At 42.8% G+C, this 16,893-nt stretch carries 15 protein-coding genes and 1 riboswitch; of the genes, 5 read left to right on the top strand and 10 right to left on the bottom strand.

Annotated features, from left to right (window positions below):
• Positions 1-8: 8 nt before the first annotated feature.
• The 5 genes from ACF8CV_RS09195 to ACF8CV_RS09175 form a co-directional block, all read right to left on the bottom strand.
• Positions 9-1,202, bottom strand: coding sequence for a lipase family protein (locus tag ACF8CV_RS09195; protein WP_015313641.1), 1,194 nt, complete (start codon positions 1,200-1,202; stop codon positions 9-11).
• Positions 1,202-1,675, bottom strand: coding sequence for a DUF6795 domain-containing protein (locus ACF8CV_RS09190; RefSeq protein WP_020838249.1), 474 nt, complete (start codon positions 1,673-1,675; stop codon positions 1,202-1,204). Before ACF8CV_RS09190 ends, ACF8CV_RS09195 begins: the two co-directional genes overlap by 1 nt.
• A 404-nt stretch (positions 1,676-2,079) precedes the next feature.
• Positions 2,080-3,384 (bottom strand): dicarboxylate/amino acid:cation symporter, encoded by a 1,305-nt coding sequence (locus tag ACF8CV_RS09185; RefSeq protein ID WP_005458380.1) that lies wholly within the window; start codon positions 3,382-3,384, stop codon positions 2,080-2,082.
• A 400-nt stretch (positions 3,385-3,784) separates the two neighbouring features.
• Positions 3,785-5,056, bottom strand: a complete 1,272-nt coding sequence (locus ACF8CV_RS09180) for a DUF1835 domain-containing protein (RefSeq protein WP_031820829.1) — start codon at positions 5,054-5,056, stop codon at positions 3,785-3,787.
• A gap of 280 nt (positions 5,057-5,336) precedes the next feature.
• Positions 5,337-6,227 (bottom strand): LysR family transcriptional regulator, encoded by an 891-nt coding sequence (locus tag ACF8CV_RS09175; protein ID WP_021450521.1) that lies wholly within the window; start codon positions 6,225-6,227, stop codon positions 5,337-5,339.
• Positions 6,228-6,336: 109 nt separating this feature from the next.
• Between ACF8CV_RS09175 and ACF8CV_RS09170 the strand changes: the two genes are divergently transcribed.
• Complete coding sequence (locus tag ACF8CV_RS09170; RefSeq protein ID WP_005499937.1) at positions 6,337-6,645, top strand: monooxygenase; 309 nt, start codon at positions 6,337-6,339, stop codon at positions 6,643-6,645.
• Between the two features lie 7 nt (positions 6,646-6,652).
• Positions 6,653-7,024, top strand: coding sequence for a hypothetical protein (locus ACF8CV_RS09165; protein ID WP_025520864.1), 372 nt, complete (start codon positions 6,653-6,655; stop codon positions 7,022-7,024).
• A 64-nt stretch (positions 7,025-7,088) separates the two neighbouring features.
• Here ACF8CV_RS09165 and ACF8CV_RS09160 read toward each other — a convergent pair whose 3' ends face one another.
• The 3 genes from ACF8CV_RS09160 to ACF8CV_RS09150 all read right to left on the bottom strand — a co-directional run bounded on the left by ACF8CV_RS09160 (position 7,089) and on the right by ACF8CV_RS09150 (position 11,001).
• A complete protein-coding gene (locus ACF8CV_RS09160; protein ID WP_021484128.1) occupies positions 7,089-9,260 on the bottom strand; it encodes a polysaccharide biosynthesis tyrosine autokinase in 2,172 nt (723 codons plus the stop codon).
• A gap of 53 nt (positions 9,261-9,313) precedes the next feature.
• Positions 9,314-9,754: a protein-tyrosine-phosphatase gene (locus tag ACF8CV_RS09155; protein WP_023584497.1), complete on the bottom strand. Its 441-nt coding sequence runs from the start codon at positions 9,752-9,754 to the stop codon at positions 9,314-9,316.
• Between the two features lie 128 nt (positions 9,755-9,882).
• Entirely contained in the window at positions 9,883-11,001 is a 1,119-nt protein-coding gene (locus ACF8CV_RS09150; protein WP_023584498.1) for a polysaccharide export protein, read from the bottom strand.
• A 454-nt stretch (positions 11,002-11,455) separates the two neighbouring features.
• Between ACF8CV_RS09150 and ACF8CV_RS09145 the strand changes: the two genes are divergently transcribed.
• Entirely contained in the window at positions 11,456-12,355 is a 900-nt protein-coding gene (locus tag ACF8CV_RS09145) for a hypothetical protein (RefSeq protein ID WP_138938105.1), read from the top strand.
• Positions 12,356-12,430: 75 nt separating this feature from the next.
• Here ACF8CV_RS09145 and nfsA read toward each other — a convergent pair whose 3' ends face one another.
• Positions 12,431-13,153, bottom strand: a complete 723-nt coding sequence (nfsA, locus tag ACF8CV_RS09140; RefSeq protein ID WP_138938104.1) for an oxygen-insensitive NADPH nitroreductase — start codon at positions 13,151-13,153, stop codon at positions 12,431-12,433.
• Positions 13,154-13,348: 195 nt separating this feature from the next.
• Between nfsA and ACF8CV_RS09135 the strand changes: the two genes are divergently transcribed.
• Positions 13,349-13,990, top strand: a complete 642-nt coding sequence (locus tag ACF8CV_RS09135; protein WP_005458325.1) for a MarC family protein — start codon at positions 13,349-13,351, stop codon at positions 13,988-13,990.
• Positions 13,991-14,171: 181 nt separating this feature from the next.
• Positions 14,172-15,044, top strand: coding sequence for a patatin family protein (locus ACF8CV_RS09130; protein ID WP_005458402.1), 873 nt, complete (start codon positions 14,172-14,174; stop codon positions 15,042-15,044).
• 70 nt (positions 15,045-15,114) lie between these two features.
• Here ACF8CV_RS09130 and gbpA read toward each other — a convergent pair whose 3' ends face one another.
• Positions 15,115-16,578: an N-acetylglucosamine-binding protein GbpA gene (gene gbpA / locus ACF8CV_RS09125; RefSeq protein WP_138938103.1), complete on the bottom strand. Its 1,464-nt coding sequence runs from the start codon at positions 16,576-16,578 to the stop codon at positions 15,115-15,117.
• A gap of 100 nt (positions 16,579-16,678) precedes the next feature.
• Positions 16,679-16,783: riboswitch (cyclic di-GMP riboswitch) on the bottom strand.
• Positions 16,784-16,893 lie beyond the last annotated feature (110 nt).

Below are 16,893 nucleotides of genomic sequence, written 5' to 3'. Positions count from 1 at the left end.
TTGAGAACTTATTTTACCGCACTTATAGCCATTTGTGCTGCTCGATAAAGTTTTCCAAATACCATAAGAAAAACATTTCTAATAAACTTTGCAGACATATCTTCAATTGCTGTTACTGGTTTTCCAATAAACACCAACATATGACCTAACAGCCCTTTGACTTGTGATTCTCTTACTTTAGATGCTTTAGCTACTTTTTCTATATTTCTGGCGAGTATGTCATAAAATGTCATTCCAGTTGATACTGTAGCTTGGACTGCTATTGCTGAAAACAAGCCTGCATCTTTTAATAAGGTTATTAAGGCTGATTGAATTCTTTCTGACCAATACTCTGTAAATGATGCTTGGTTTCTGTGCTCAAACTTAAATCTAGTAGGTGTATACAAGTATTTGTTAGACCTGACTTTTATCGCTCCCCACGTTTCGGAGTTAGCATTATCTAAATACCCTAAATTTGTTTCGCTAGACATACTATGAGCACTTATATTAAAGCCAGTACTAGCGTCTAAGCGGTACTCATCTCCATTGTGTGGTGCATGAATAAATGGCCAGACAGGTACTTTAGGTACAGGATCTGCGCCATGAGTACAGCGGTATACTTTGTCGTTACTTTTACTAGATTTACGGGAATATTGTTCTAAACCTACTCTAGGTGCGCCAAAAGTATATAAATTCACTCTTAATGAATACTCTTCTCTAAGCCAATCAGAACATAATGAAGCCAGAGCCCCTCCTAAACTATGCCCAACACAGTGAACACGTCTAGGTAAACGTTGGCATTGCTGTAAATACTGTTTAATACTAGGTTTGATGCTTGAAAATGAATTAATAAACCCAGAGTGAGCAATAGAGCCATTTGGAGCGCCTTTGAGGCCTACATTTAGGTTAGTTACCCAATCATTGGCATTTTGTGTCCCTCTAATGGAAATTACTAAATCTCCCTTATATTTTCCTTTTCCAACTCCAATTACCGCAAACGCTTCAGATGTTCTCATTACACCAGGTATCACTTTTCTAAACAATGGGATACGATCTAATCCTGTTATACCTCCAGTTCGGCCACTAAAAACATCTTGCTGCGAAAATACAAAGTGTTTTTCAAAACCGTCTTGTCCCATAAAGGCTAGTCTCCCTTGTCCCTGGTATACTCCATACGGTATGTTCGCGATCTCTGATGCAAGTTTTGGTGTTAAAGACGGCATTACGTATCCTCCGTAAACTCTGTTTTATATAAAAATCCATTTAAATTGCAGTTGCTAATAACCATTAGATCTCGAGCATTATCTAGGTTGATATTCTTGAAAAAGTACCGGAATTCTTTGTTTTCAATTTCACAGTAAAGGTTATTTAGGTTGTCTTCTATAAATATAGGTGGTGAAACGTAGTTTAACTGGGACTCCCAAATATATTTCTTTTCTTCATTTATATAGGTATATATACCTATATATGAATATGTTTGATTCAAAGCTGATTCTTTGAATCTTTGAGAATGTATGACAGGTTTGAAATTAAATTCACCTAACTCATTGGTGGTTGAACTTCTCTTGTAAGTATTCTTTAAAAAACTAGCTTCCAAGTAGACGGTGACATTTTCTAGAGGCGTTTTATCAACAACTAAAGTGCCCTTTATCTCTGGGCTTAATGTATATTTAAATTTATTAAAAAAACCGAACATACTTTCGTTAAAACCTAATGTAAGTATTGAAAATGAGAAAGTGAATAAAAAAATACTACTTTTAAACATGAGTTTATGATGTGTGTATCTTAGTGCAAACTTAATTATCAGACTACTATCTATCACCATTTGGTTTTGAGCTTTAATTTAATAATGGAATTTGCATCTCGCTATTATGAAAATGTCTGTTATATCACTTTCAAATTGATAATAATGGATGAGGAATCCTAACTATTCAGAAGAGTTATTATCTTAGTCTAGCTACTTGCTGATTCGTAACTAAGAGAAATCTAGGAGCAATTATAATTGTAACTTAACCCTTTTGACGTTTGATTGGAAACGAAAAAACCACCTTACAATTAGGTGGTTTTCGCTTAGACAGGATAATTTAATCGTAGAACGATTTAGGCGTCAGCGCGTTTAAGATGCACTTCTTCTTCGGCAACGCCTGCCATTGGGTCGTTGAAGCGAGCTTCATCCAATGCACCTTCTGATTTCGCAACGATGACGGTTACTGCACTGTCACCAGTGATGTTTACCGCGGTACGAATCATATCAAGAAGACGGTCAACACCCATGATGAGCGCGATACCTTCAAGTGGCAGACCAACTTGGTTCAATACCATAGCAAGCATTACTAGGCCAACACCAGGAACACCCGCAGTACCAATAGAGGCAAGTGTTGCGGTCATGATAACCATCATGTAATCGCCCATGCTCAAATCAATATTGAATGCTTGAGCAATAAATGCGGTTGCGACACCTTGCATGATGGCTGTGCCGTCCATATTCACGGTTGCACCTAGAGGAACAGTGAATGATGAAATACGGTTATCTACGCCCATGCGGTGTTTTGCTGTTTCCATTGTCACTGGAATGGTCGCGTTTGATGATGCCGTTGAGAAGGCAAACATGATTGCGTCTTCCATCTTACGTAGGAACGTAATTGGGCTAAGGCCAGTAAAGCCTTTTAGCATTAGACTGTAAGTCACTAGGCCGTGAAGCAATAGTGTGCCCGCTAACACAACAAAGTACTCGGCTAGGTTGACGATGGCACTTAAGCCAAGACCAGTAAACAACTTCGCCATCAAGAAGAACACGCCATATGGAGCTAGGTTCATCAAAATTGCTACAAGCTTCATGATCACTTCGTTTAGATCAGAGAAGAATGCTGCAATTCGCTCACCAGGCTTACCTGCTGCGCTGATCGCGACACCAAACAGAACCGCAAACACGATCACTTGCAGGGTTTTACCTTCTGCCATCGCGCTGATTGGGTTGGTCGGGAACATATCGATGATCACTTGACCCAAAGAAGGCGCCTCTGCCGACTTAAATGAGCTTGCTGCTGTCAGATCAGCGCCAGCTCCCGGTTGGAATAGCGTGCCCATTGTAAGCGCAAGTGTGATAGCGATAGCGGTTGTTGCTATATAGAAAGCAAGGGTTTTACCACCCATGCGACCCAATGTAGAAAGGTCTTTTAGAGAGCTCGTGCCGCAAACCAGTGAAACAAACACTAGTGGTACGACAAGCATTTTTAAGCTGGCGACGAAGATCTGCCCACCAACTTCAAATAATCCATTAACGATGTATGCGTCGACAAATCCGTTGTCGGCAAAAAGTGTGCGAATTGCAAATCCTGTCAAGATACCCGCTACCATACCTAAAATTACTCGGCTGGTGAGCGACATCGGTTTCTTGGTATTCATGAGAACACTCCTTATAGTTATGCACCTTGAGTTCACTTCAAAGCGGCGAGCAGAGTAGCAGTGGAGTGAGAAAATACGAAAGAATAATCCTCTGATTGATTAATAGATGTGAACTTTGTCACTATAAAAAATAGAACTTTAACTAAATTGTAATGAAGTGACTGGTTGAAAACTTCAAGTTTTAACACTTTTATCGAACATACAACCGATAGAAATGAATTCTTACATTTCGGTTAAATAAGGAATGATGTGCATATCTTCGAGGCGGAAACTGATTTTTGCATAAATAGTTACGGTTTATGCAGTGTGAAATAGGTGATAGGCCGTAATAGTATTTGGATCCAGACGGCGATGCTAATGCTCACTACAGTCAATAGCATCGCAGCTCAAGGTTGCGTAATTACGATTTTTTGTAGTGAGATAGTGAGGAGATGCGTTGGTGATCCCAACGCCAATGATTATGTTCGCTTATTCGCATTCCGCCCACCCAGTAACATTGCTTTGCTCGCTTTTGGCCTGCTAAACACGCTTTGCCAAATTCGGTCAGCGTAACTTTTTGTTCCCACCAATTCTTCTCTAATGAGTCGATAGCGAAAAGCGGCACTTCGGATTGAGTCAGTGGAAACAGTAGGGCGTAAAACATGACATCACCTAAAAAAGGTAGCGGTTCAATTTGCTGATACCGCTTGAACCACTCTGTTACAGAGATGGGTGAACGCTGTGAACTCAATACATTTAAAGCAAGCTGTTGAGTCATGCTCAAACCGCTATTGGTATGAGGCAGTTCTTGCAAGAGACGCCTAAGCACATCGGACATGTTCGGTAAGCAATCCAGTTGATGTTGATCTATCAAACTGACGATAGCTTTTGGTGAGGAACATGACACTGCTTGCCAACACTGCTTTGCTTGGCTCAATAACTTAGCAGATACGGGTTTACGGTATCGCCAACAAGAACGAATAGCTTCTTCAGGCAACTGCCCAAAGCCAATGAATCGCTCAGTGCCTGGGAACTGGTTCAACTCAATGATCTCTATCACTTTATTCTCTACATTCTCTAACTGTGTTAGAGCGCGAATTAGCATCAATTGATCATAGCTGTCATGTTCGACCCAAAAGACTATTCGTTCAAATACATCACTTTGCAATAGTTCGAGGTTTGATTGTTCCAATGTGACTATATCTTGAATCGAGTCTTCACGCTTCATCACGGGCAGCAGAGTTTCTACGACATATTGGGCACGAATGGTAAGGAAGTTCTGCGGTGTTTCTGGTATGGGGCCAATACAAAGCGGATCGATCAGGGCTAAAAATTTCCCTTCAAATCCGCTGGCTTTAAGTTGTTGTTGAATGTCGTGGCCACAACGAACGTGTAGCGTTTTTACTTTCGCATCTAGGGGCGGTTTTTGTTCTTTGATGGCTCGTTTGTGCGCTTCTAGCTCTGCGACATGAGCTTTTAGTTTACTCCAACTGGATAAGCCCAGTTCTCTTGCGAGTGCATGTTGAACGTCAGCCAATTGAATTGTATTGGGAGTCAATGACTCTGGTTTGGAGTGACATCGCTTAACTAACTCCAACGTAGCGTCATCGTATAGGCGGATAGCTTTGAGCCTTTTTTTAGCAATGGATTTTTGCTGATTGATATTGATCGAGAAGCTATTTGTAGAGTTCATATTTCACCTTTCTTATTTCTTCCACACTCGCCTAAATAGAAGCTAAAAAGAAGGTAAAAACAGATTGTGCCTGCTAAACCAAGCAGGTGAGGATATTGCCGTGAACCGAGTTCTTTCCGCGAGTGTTGGGTGCTTTAGGCATGAGCAGAGTGATAGTAGGTGGTCGCTATCCTCCGTGCAACCTTTTGTGAGAGTGTAGCGTCACAAAATGGCCGTTTCTCTATATTTAGGTAGAATCAATAGGCGATAACACTAGCGATTCAACTCAATACCACTGTAGCTAGGCTCGAGTTTCTACACTTTTGAGTAAAGTACGATAAAGCGCTTGAGTCGCAGGACCGCTTTTGGCTCCTTTGGGCAAAGTGAGGTGCAGCGCAACCTGATATTGATGGGAGTGTTCGATCTCCAATACTTTAATTTTATCGCTCTTGCGGGCTGCGACTAAGTGCGCTGGTAGCCGACAAAATCCAGCGCCTTGCTCTACTGCGTGAAAAGCGTGGTCGAAGTTATCGACGGTAATACGCTGACGTGCGCGTAACCAACCCACATCTCTTTTCGTTTTGTCTGAATTGCCTAAGTCACGGATGACAATTTGGCTGGTGGTTGCAAAATCGTCGATGGAAACATGCGGCTTTTTAGCGAGTGGATGGTGTGCTGCGATTACAGGCAGCATGGTTGTTACGCCAAATGCTTCGGCAGGGTAGTTGGTTATCGGTAAGTTGATGATTGCGATGTCAGCGAGTTCATTTACGACCATTTCGGTTGTTTTGCTTAGTGACGTTTCAACCACTTGAACGGAGGTCGTGTTGTTGTCCTCCAAAAATTGACTGAGTGGTGCATAAAGCCAACAAGGGTCACAAAGATGATCTACTGCGACCGTGATTTGAGATTCCACCCCACTTTTTAACTGCTCGCTGATGACTTCCAGTTCCCGCGCTTGTTCAAGCATGGATTGTGCACGACGCAGTATGGTTTTACCGTGCTCAGTCAAACCTGCTTTGCGCCCTCGTACTTCGATAAGTTGAATACCAAGTTGGTCTTCTAGCTTCCTCACCGAGTAGATCAATGTGGTATGGCTCTTGTTGAGCAGCAAAGCTGCGGATTGAATGCTGCCTTCTTGATCAATCGCTTGTAGCGTTTGCCATTGTTCTAAGGTCGTTTTTAGTCTCATGAGTCAATTTTTTAGACAGTTAATGGCAAAATTATGAACTTTTTTGTCAGTTTTATAAAGGTAATAATCTTGTCATCAAAAGCGAGTCAGTAAGAAGAGGAGACTCAAGATGGCGAAATTATTGCAAGTTGATTTTGAATTTCATGGTCCGTTTGGTGAAGAGATGTCGAATGCTTTGGTCGACTTAGCTAAGTCGATTAACCAAGAGCCGGGCATGATTTGGAAAATTTGGACGGAAAGCGAAAAAGACAAACTCGGTGGTGGTATCTATCTTTTTGAAGATGAAGCCACGGCGCAAGCTTATCTCGAAATGCATGCCGCACGCTTACGAAAAATGGGCGTAGTCGAAGTACGAGGTCAAATCTTCGATATCAATGTGCCGTTAACGACGATCAATCAAGGGCCTATTGGAGGATAAGGAGATGATGACCAACCGCACTTTTCTAACCGTTCATGGTGTCATATATACGGTATTCGCTTTTGCGTTGTTTTTTGTACCAACCATGATGTGGCCGATGTATGGCGTACAAATTAACGACCAATACGCGCTGTTTTTATCGCAACATACGTCGATCTTTTTAGGTGGAATCGCTGCGGTGAGTTTGATGTTACGTGATGTGGAATCTGGTAAGACTGCGAAACAGCTGTTTAAAGCATTATTGATTACTAATGGGTTAGGGGCAGTGATTACTACCTATGCCAGCATTACAGGAGTATTTGTCGGTTTTGGTTGGAGTGACCCAATATTCTTTGTCTCGCTCAGTTTGTTGACGTACAAGCAATTAAGAGTGCAATAGAAAAAGCCCTGCTGTTTCTAGCAGGGCTTTGTAATATTTGGTCAAATTAGCGATCTAGATTAATTCATGATTCGCTTTTGTACGCGTAGTTGTAGTAGCCGTATCCATAGCCGTATGAGTTAGATGCTTTTTTCTCAACCGCATTGAGAATCACACCTTTAACTTCTACACCTGATTGCTCGAAGCGACCACGTGCTACCTCAATTTCTTTCAATGTCGTTTGGTCGAAGCGAGCTACCATCAATGTGGTGCCAGCAAGTGCACCAACGATGCTTGGATCCGTTACTGCAAGTACAGGCGGTGTATCGATGATGACTAGATCGTACTCAGCGGACATATCATCAATAAAGCTCTTAAAGCGAGGGTGCATAAGAAGCTCGGAAGGGTTTGGTGGAACCTGACCGCGAGTAACCACATTTAGATTGTCTATTGACGTCGATTTAATGATGTTACTAGGTGCTACTTTACCGCTCAGGTATTCTGAAAGACCATTATCCCAACGTAGGCCGAAGCATTGTTGTAGGTAACCCTTACGCATATCTGCATCAATAAGAAGCACTTTTTGACCTGTTTTCGCAGCAACGGCTGCAAAGTTGGTCGAGACAAATGTCTTACCAATAGAAGGCGCAGGACCGGAAATCATAAGCACGTTGTTTTTCGCTTCCATCATTGCGAAGTGCAAACTGGTACGTAGGCTTCGAAGAGCTTCGATAGATAAATCTGCAGGGTTCGCTTCAGCAAGTAAAACCAACTCATTGTTGCCTTTGCTCTTATTGCGCTTCAGTTTGCTTGCAAACTCTAGCTGCTGAATAGACTTAGGCACGCTTGCATATACCGGAATGCCCATTTGCTCGATTTGGTCAGGCGTTTCTACACCACGGTGGAAGGCTGCGCGAATCAATACGAATGCAACGCCAGCCATACCGCCTAGCAACGTCGCCAAAACAACGATGAGTGCTTTTTTTGGTTTTATTGGTTTAGAAAATGACTGAGCACTATCAAGAATACGAACGTTACCAACGGTTCCTGCTTTGATAATGTTGAGTTCTTGCACCTTGTTCAATAGCTGGATGTAGATTTGTTGGTTAACTTCTACATCACGTGTCATACGCAATACTTCACGTTGAGTTTTAGGTAGTTTTTGAACTTGTTTGTTTAGGCGCTCTTTTTCTTTAAGCAAGGTTTGACGCTTATCAAGCAGCGATTTGTATGCCGGGTGATCCTGAGTGAAGCGTTGGCTGATCTCACTTTCTTTGAATGTAAGCTCGTTCAACTGAGCTTCTAATTCAACCATCACTTTCAATGTTGATTGAGCTTCTAAGCCTAAATCGATGGATTCATTTTCTTGACGGAATCGATTAAGTACATCTTCAGATGCCGTCAGTTTAGTTTTGATATCTGGTAGATGGCCTTTCAAAAACTCAAGACTTTGTTCTGCTTCTGCGGAATTGCGTTGTACATTTTGTAAGAAGTAGTTTTGGCTAATATCGTTCAGGATGGCTTGAATTTTAGTACGATCTTCGCCAGAGAAGCTTAAAGAGATAATTCCCGTTTGCTTGCCACGCTCGCTGATTGAAAGGTTTTCTTGAAGTTTGTTAATTGCATCTAGCTTACTGATTTTGCTGACCGTGAATGAGTCACCAGTTTGAGCCACTAATTCAGTTGCTAAAAATTGGTATCCATTCTTCTCAAGCAGTTCACCAACTCTTCCTTCAAGTACGACACTGCCATTATCCTCAGTTAGCTTGAATGCTTTCTGCTCTGCATCTACAACTTCTAATGTTAGAGGAATTCCGACCGCATAGGATGGAGCGTTAAAACGAGTAACGTTAATGCTAATTTGCTCGCCTTGGATTCGTGCTAAGCCTTTGCCAATGATTGGCATATAGTTAGGAGATGCAACGGTTGTTAAGTTGAACTTATCTACAGTGCCACCCAAGATCATACGAGATTTAATGATTTCAATTTCAGTAGTGGCAGATGATTCGGCGGAGAACAATTCTCCCATATCACCAACCATTGCAGAAATACCACCTGAACTCTTACTTTCAATTTGAATCAGAGCATCAGCTTTGTAGATAGGTGTAGATAGAATGGCAACACCGACACCTACAATAGAAAATAGGACGACGGTACATAAAATGAGCCACTTAGCATCAAGAATGATACCAAAGAGCTTCCCCAAATCGATTTCATCGTCGACTTGACGTGATTGTTTAATAGTTTGTGTTGTCATTACTTTAACTTCTTGAATACCTTGCCATTAGCGTTTATGTATAGTCTTTCGACTTATAGTTTTTTTGACCATGCCAATGCAGCTTTTTCTATCAGCGCATAAGCATGCTCGAATGCTTCCCTGCTTTGTCTGTATGGGTCAGGGATATTTTTTTCTTCGATCCATTGTCCAAATAGCATGGTTTTACCACGAGCCTCCGGAGCAATTTTTGTTAAGGCTTCTAAATGGCCTTTTTCCATTACCAGTATAAGATCGTACTGAGCACAGAGCTCTGGTGTTAATTGTTGTGCTTCATGCCCGTCTAAACTAATACCGTGTTCACTGGCGAGGTTTGCAGCCATTTGATCTGCGGGCTTTCCTGATAGATGACTTTTGTGGACAGCTAAGCCTGCTGAAGCCACTTGCTTATTAGGAAGCAAAGATTGTAAAAGCCTTTCCCCGGTCGGGGAGCGGCAAATATTGCCTACACAGACAACGAGAATATTAGAAAACAAGTTCTCACCCTATTTAAGCTATTGCTAAATAATCGAATCTACATGCTCTATCTTGTTCTGAAGAGCAACAACGGTTCTTTTGGTATTAGAAAAGAGCACAAGGTTCAACTCTTGTGCTCATGTTAATTCTATGGCCAAGTGCGAATGCGTAGCACACCTTCTGTTAGCTCATTAAAGCCTGAAATCGTAGGCACTAGCTGTGTAATTACACGATTCCAACGGCTAATCGGAGCGGTGGTAACATACACAATATCATATGGATTTAGATCAAACTCGGTACCAATAACGAGTGCAGACGCATCAGACACATCTAACTGGTAGATGTCTGCCATTTTAGATTCTTCTTTTGAACGTCTAATGACAAAAACACCCGTGGCGTCTGCCGAAATTTGATTAATACCACCGACGTTACTCAGTGCTTCAGTAAGGCTCATACCACTGCGATCAATTTTCAGCAGTTTTGGATCATTGACTTCACCCATCACGAATACCTTTTGTGCGTCATTACGTGGGATGTGGACAATGTCGCCCGGTTTTAGAAGACGGTTTTGAGTGAGATCACCTTGTTGCATTAGTGCATAAAGCGAGATGTTTTCAACCACCCCATTGCGTGTAAGAGTTGCATTGCGCCAGTCTGCCTCTTGAGCAAGTCCACCTGCGCGGTTTACTGCGTCTAGAAGTGTTAGTGGAATGTTAGTGATCGCTTGTTGGCCTGGCTTGTTCACTTCACCTGTAACATAGGTTTTTTTAGAGCGAAAAGCTGCGACGCTAACGTCTACTTGAGGACTTTCAATGTATTTTGCTAAACGGCTTGCAATATCAGAACGAATTTGTCGAACGTTTTTGCCTTCCACTTTTACAACGCCAATGTATGGGTAAAAAATGGTGCCGTCAGAATGCACCCAGTTCCCAGCTTCCGCAGAACTACGGTACGAACCCGCAGGAATAGTGAGCTCTGGATGATCCCAAATCGTGATGTTCAGAATATCACCGGGGCCAACCTCATACTCATATTTGGCTATTTCCACATCTAGCTCTGGGTTTGGTTTCGAGAAAGGCTCAATAGAGTTTAAAGAAGTGACTCGCTCCAAAGTTAGGGGATAAACGGTAACTTGAGACTCTATGTCACTGGATTCGGTAGTCATTACCGTTTTATCGCTGATAGAAAGATGGCTACCAGGAAGTGTACAGCCTGAAAGGACGATAGGAAGTACAGTTATCCCCAAAAATTTATTAAGTGTATTCATTGGTTTATAGCTACCGAAAGAAATTTGCCGACTGAAATTGAATCATTCTAGTTGAGCTGCATGTCATCAATATTGATGTTTTACTGCAGTTTAAGCCTGTAGAAAACGAGTCCATTCAGAATTATTTATGTAATAAGCACTCCAAATGGCTGCTTGCGACTTAGAGCTTTAGTTTTATTAATGAAGGTTGAAAACTGACCCACAAAAAATAGACAACTATTATCCATCTGGTTGCAATAAAGGCAACTAGATACTTAAAAAAATACTGACAAATATATGACAAAAATGTGTCTATCTAGAGTTATTGAGACGAATGCATGATTTTGCACAGGTAAACAGAGATTAATGTGAAAAAACTCATGCCAAAGTTGTATGCATCCTATTTACACCATATGCAACTGCCGTTATGCTTCCTGTTGCGGTCGGATATAACAACAAATTATTGGAGCTAATTTTGAAAATCAAACTTTTAACGGCAAGTGTGGCTGCGGTTCTGCTGGCAGGTTGTGGTAGTGACAGTGACCCAGTAGTGAAAACTTACTCAGTTCAGGCTTATGATCCAGCTGTTATCGGCATGAAGGTTCAAGCTGTATGTGGTGGTGAAACATACGACGCGATTGAAAATACAACAAACTATGAAGGTATGGTTGGTGAAGCGCGTTTTGAAAATATCAATGTCGTAAATGCGCCAGGTGACTGTGCTTTCGTATTGACGCATACTGATGAGAGTAAAGACGCATCAAATGGTAAACCTATTACATCTGATTACAAAATCCCTCAAGGCTTAGCGCAGGCGGATTCATTAGTAACAGGCTCTCCATTTACGACTTTGGTTTATAACTCTTTGAAAGAAGGTGAGATTTACTCTTCTGATATCGCCGAAAAAGTATTCGAGAACTTAGGTATTGATATTAATGCAAGTGGTAAAACGGTTGATGAAATCCTTCGTGATACAGAGTCAGTAGTTGAAGGTCTTCAAGGTGAAGGCGGTAATAGTGCACTTGCTACGAAGTTAGTTGCTACAGCGAACGTTGTATCGGATATCATTAAAGCAAACCCAACAGCTGCACCTGAAGCTGTAGCAGTGGCTGCAAAATCGATTACCGAAGAAGTGATTGCGAAAAATCCACATTACCCTAAAGCTAGCGCGGGTTCTGATGAAGTGATTTACGTAGAGATTTCTGAAGAAGATACAAAGAACGTTGTTGAGCAGGTTGAAAAAGATATCGCTGCAGGAAAACCTGCAGATCAAATTAAACCAACTGTTCCAACAATTCCTGATGCAAAACCTGGCAAACCAGTTAAGCCTGATCCACTTCCGGGTGGCGGTACTGGTGCTACGGGCGGTAACTAATAGTTAAGTTATCTCTGTATAGTTTATAAGGCCTCTAACGAGGCCTTTTTTGATCCAGTTGATGTCAACTGGATTTTATCTGCGCGCTAACCCTTTTCCATTCAAATACGGAAGAATATGCGGACGAGACTCACCTGCTAGCTTGCTCGTAACTTCTTGTGACCACGTACTTTGTTTTTGATTGCTTGAGCGGTTTGCATAGTAGTTCTGCATCGTTTGGTCGTATGCTTGAATGTCATCTAAGTTGAGATCTTGGTACTGGTTCTCGTGCACCACCACGTGCGCAGGTAGGCGAGGTTTAACTTCTGGGTTTTGATCTGGATGGCCCAAACACATGCCAAATAGGATGGCGGTATTCTGGGGTAGCCCCAGTAGCTCATCCACTTGCTGAGCATTGTTTCTTAAACCGCCAATGTATACGCCTCCCAAGCCCATCGATTCTGCTGCCAGTAAGCAGTTTTGAGCCATGATTCCTGAGTCTACGGCGCCTATTAGTGTTAACTCTGTGAAATTGGCTTGAACATCAGGATTAATACTGGCGTGACGCTGGTAGTCGATACAGAACACCAAGAACTCTGCCGCGCTTTCAACGTATGCTTGATTCCCTGCAAATTTCGCTAGTTGTGATCTCTTCTCTGTGTCCGTGATTCTAACAACTGATACTACCTGCAACATACTGGATGAGGATGCGGCAAGACCCGCTTGAAGGATGGTTTCCAGTTGTTCTTTATCGATAGGCTGTGAGGTAAATTTACGAATGGAACGGTGGCCAAGAATGGTTTGGATCGTACTGTTCATGATGACTTAACATCCTTTGTTCTATTTTTAGGCTGAGCGTTCACCTTAGCGGTATTTAATGAATGGGTAAACTATCGCGAAAGAAAAACTGTGCCTTAGAGCATAAGTTTGAGTTCAGACTGGGGAAACGGCGCGCATTCTGTTTGTGAAGGTATATACTGTTTTTAGAATCAATAGTTTATCTACGTTGGAAAGATGAAAGAGCTGATACTTCATACCGTCACAGTGTTCATGGGGTTCTTTGCGATCATGAATCCCATTGCCAATATTCCTATCTTTTTGAGCCTCACGGCGGATGAAGATAAAGAGACCGTTCGATCAATAGCACTTCGTTCGGTGTTTATTGCTTTTGTCATCGTGGCTATTTTTGCCATCGCAGGAAAAGTGATTTTCGACCTCTTTGGTATCACCCTTTATGCGCTGCGCATTACTGGGGGAATCTTAGTCTTCATGATTGGTTTTAATATGTTGCAAGGAGATTCCACGCATCAAAAAACCAAGGAAAAAGCGTATTCGCCTGCGCAGCAACAGGCAGCCTTGAGTATTGCCGTATCACCGTTGGCGATGCCAATACTCGCGGGGCCGGGTACGATTGCGACAGCGATGAACTTTGCGACCACAGGTGGTTTTGACCAAACCATTATTACCATCGTTTCATTTGCGGTTCTTTGTATCATCACCTACATATTGTTCCTGTTCGGGGACAAACTGGTCAAAGCGGTAGGGCCTAGTGCTTTGAATGTGGTGACAAAAATGATGGGCCTGATTTTGGCAGTTATCGGCACCCAAATGTTCATCGATGGTGCTGGCGAAGCCTACAAAACCGTATTTGCCTAACTCTTCCCATATTTCCCAAATCCACACTTGTGTTGCGTCATAAGTGTGGATTTTTTGATCTTTAGTTTTCACTTTCTAAGCTAGAAATACATAGACTTCGCCTATCTCAATAATAAGAATAACCAATTGTTGCTAATGCACGAATTTCATTACTCTTTTCCGAGAAATTAATGGGGGAAACATGGCAACGAAAGCAATTGTAGTGGAAGGTGGAGCGATGCGCGGCGTCTTTGCCAGTGGCGTGTTAGACGCATTTCTAGAGCGAGATTATAAGCCATTTGATTTTGCGATTGGTGTGTCGGCAGGCGCATCTAATTTGATTGGTTATCTGACCGATTACCCGCACCGCAGTATAAATGTGATTACAAAGCTCGCGACCAGCAAGCGCTTTTTCGATCCGACCCGTTTCCTCAAAGGTGGCGATTTGATTGATGTAAAATGGCTGTTTGAAGAGTCCAACCGTTTGTATCCCGTCGATGAGAAAAAGCTTTTTGAAGGCATTCCTTTTTTTGCGGCCACCACGAATGTGGACACAGGTAAAGCGGACTACTATCGAGTGACGCGAGAAAATTTCCATCATGCGATAGAAGCGACAACAGCATTGCCGATTGCTTACAAACATACTCCGTGTTTTTCTGGTGGTTGTTATACCGATGGTGGTGTGGCGGATTCTATTCCGGTTCGAGAAGCTTACCGAAGAGGAGCGCGAGACATTACGGTTGTGCTATCGCACCCGCTGAATTACTCCAAAAAACCAGTAAAAAATACTTGGTTAATGAACAAGTTGTTTGCTGAACATCCTAAAATGGCAGAAGCGATGTTGCATCGTTCAGAGAACTACAATGAGTCCTTGGAATTTATCCGCAATCCACCACAAGGAACCCGCGTGAGAGTGATTGCACCGCCGGATGAATTTCATGTGCAACGCTTGTCGATGCGCCAATCCGTTCTACTCGAAGGGTATGAAATGGGGCTTCAAGAAGGCAGAACTCATATCACCAATCTGTCTGGTGGTTATGGTTTAAGTCGAGAAAACTGCCACTTTTGTCTTTAACTCGCAGTTATTGATAAAGTAAAAAGAACCCCGCGATTGGCGGGGTTCTTTACGTCTATCGTCTGCGAGATTAGTTCAGTTTATCCCAAGCCATTTCCCAGTGTGAGCCTGTCGCTGGCTCAAATTGTGTTGCACTCTCACTCCACTGTACGCAGTAGCCAGAGTAAGGGAATGGTTTACATTGATAAATCGCGCCGTCGCTTACCAAAACTTTTGTACCTGCTGTGTAGCTAGAAAGCCCCTCTGGGAATACAAAGTCGTATTCGCCTGATGGTGGTGGGGTGACTTCCTCACTTTTTAGATGGAAATCCAGCGTTTGCTGATCGACAAGGTTGCCATCGGTATCTTTAATGCGGGTCACTAACATGTGGTGCCCCGGTTCTGATTTGCTCAGCGTGAGTTCTACTTGTTCGCTTGCACCATCTTGAATTGAACCCGTCCAACTTGCTAGTGGTTCGCGATGATGATTGTAAACCGTTAACTCGGCGGTTAAGTCGCCCTCTGCGGTAAGAGTGAGGTCTAAAGCGGTTGGTTCTGTAGCAATTATGTACTCACTGGCAAGACCATCAACCGTGAGTGAATAGTCAGGTACTGGCGTTTCAATATTGTAGCCAATTTCAACACGCTCAAGGCCACTGTTTGATTGCAGGTAAATTGGGTTCGTGCCGTACACTGGCGTGAACTTGTCTTCCGAATATTGACCAGCTTGAAGCTTAGTTTGCTCTTGGTTGACTTTACTCGCCAAGGCGTAAGACCAGTTTTTCGCTTGAGTGAGTGCGTCGTTACTAATTGCTAGTTCAGTGCGGTATGCAACGTTCTCACCAGATTGATCAAACACGCGAGTGTAAACCGAATCGCCAACCTTTAGATTCATAGTAGGGATGATTTGGCCACCTTGAGTCCACTCAGGAATCACAGGGCCGTCACCATCAAATTTGACATCGATAACGTTGTAGAATGATGCTGCGGTATCACCCACATCCCATACCGCAAGGATGACATGGTACCCCTCGCGTTCAGGCACGTTACATTGGTGGCTCATCTGTTTTGGTGGTTGAACCATATTGCCGTCAACCACACAGAAAGGGTTGAGATCGAACGAGTCGCGTGACAATGAAGCGTTCGGGTTCCAATTCGGTTTTGTGATGTAGTATTTCCAATCACGAGTCACGTGGTTTGCTGTAAAAGTCCATTCAAACGTTTGTGTACCAGATTTTATCGGACGTTTTACCCAGCGGTCGGCGGTTTGTTCGTCTAGTGCAGCTGCTAGAGCCGTTTCTGCGCTGGCAATTTTCCCGTCGCGAGGGCCTGTCTCTGGGAAGCCATCTGCGCCTTCGACGCTTTGTGGTTCATATTGAATTGCGCCACAGTTAGTGTTTCTTTCATTGGTATCCGATGTTGGGTACTTACACAGCGCTGCACGACTTGCTGCGACGCCATCGTTGGATTCCGATACGTAACCGTGAGCTAAGACACCAGAGCTCATGCTTGCGATAGCAAGGGCAACGAGCGATTTATTAGGGAATGATTTCATTACACGTCCTCTTGTTTGGCTGACAAATGAATGCCACAACTCGGCGCATGCAGAGCACCCTCGTCCGCATCTGATTGGAACTCATTAGATACAGATAGAAAGTGGCAACCCCGCTATCTTAAGCACTAGTGTTGACTAGTTAAGCAGTGCTGGAAGACCGGAAGCTTTGCGTCCCATCCTTTCGAATGGTTTGCCGAAATGTGATTGAGCACTCGGAATGTAGCGTATGAATCTGGGCAAATAAAAATAATTCATCTCCTTGTGGAATCGTTCTCGCAATTTAATATCCATTTGCTAAATAAACGAATGACCTTT

The sequence above is a fragment of the Vibrio sp. zbq_1 genome, from assembly GCF_043102935.1.
GTDB classification, from domain to species: domain Bacteria; phylum Pseudomonadota; class Gammaproteobacteria; order Enterobacterales; family Vibrionaceae; genus Vibrio; species Vibrio parahaemolyticus.
This window is presented reverse-complemented; position numbering and strand designations above follow the sequence as displayed.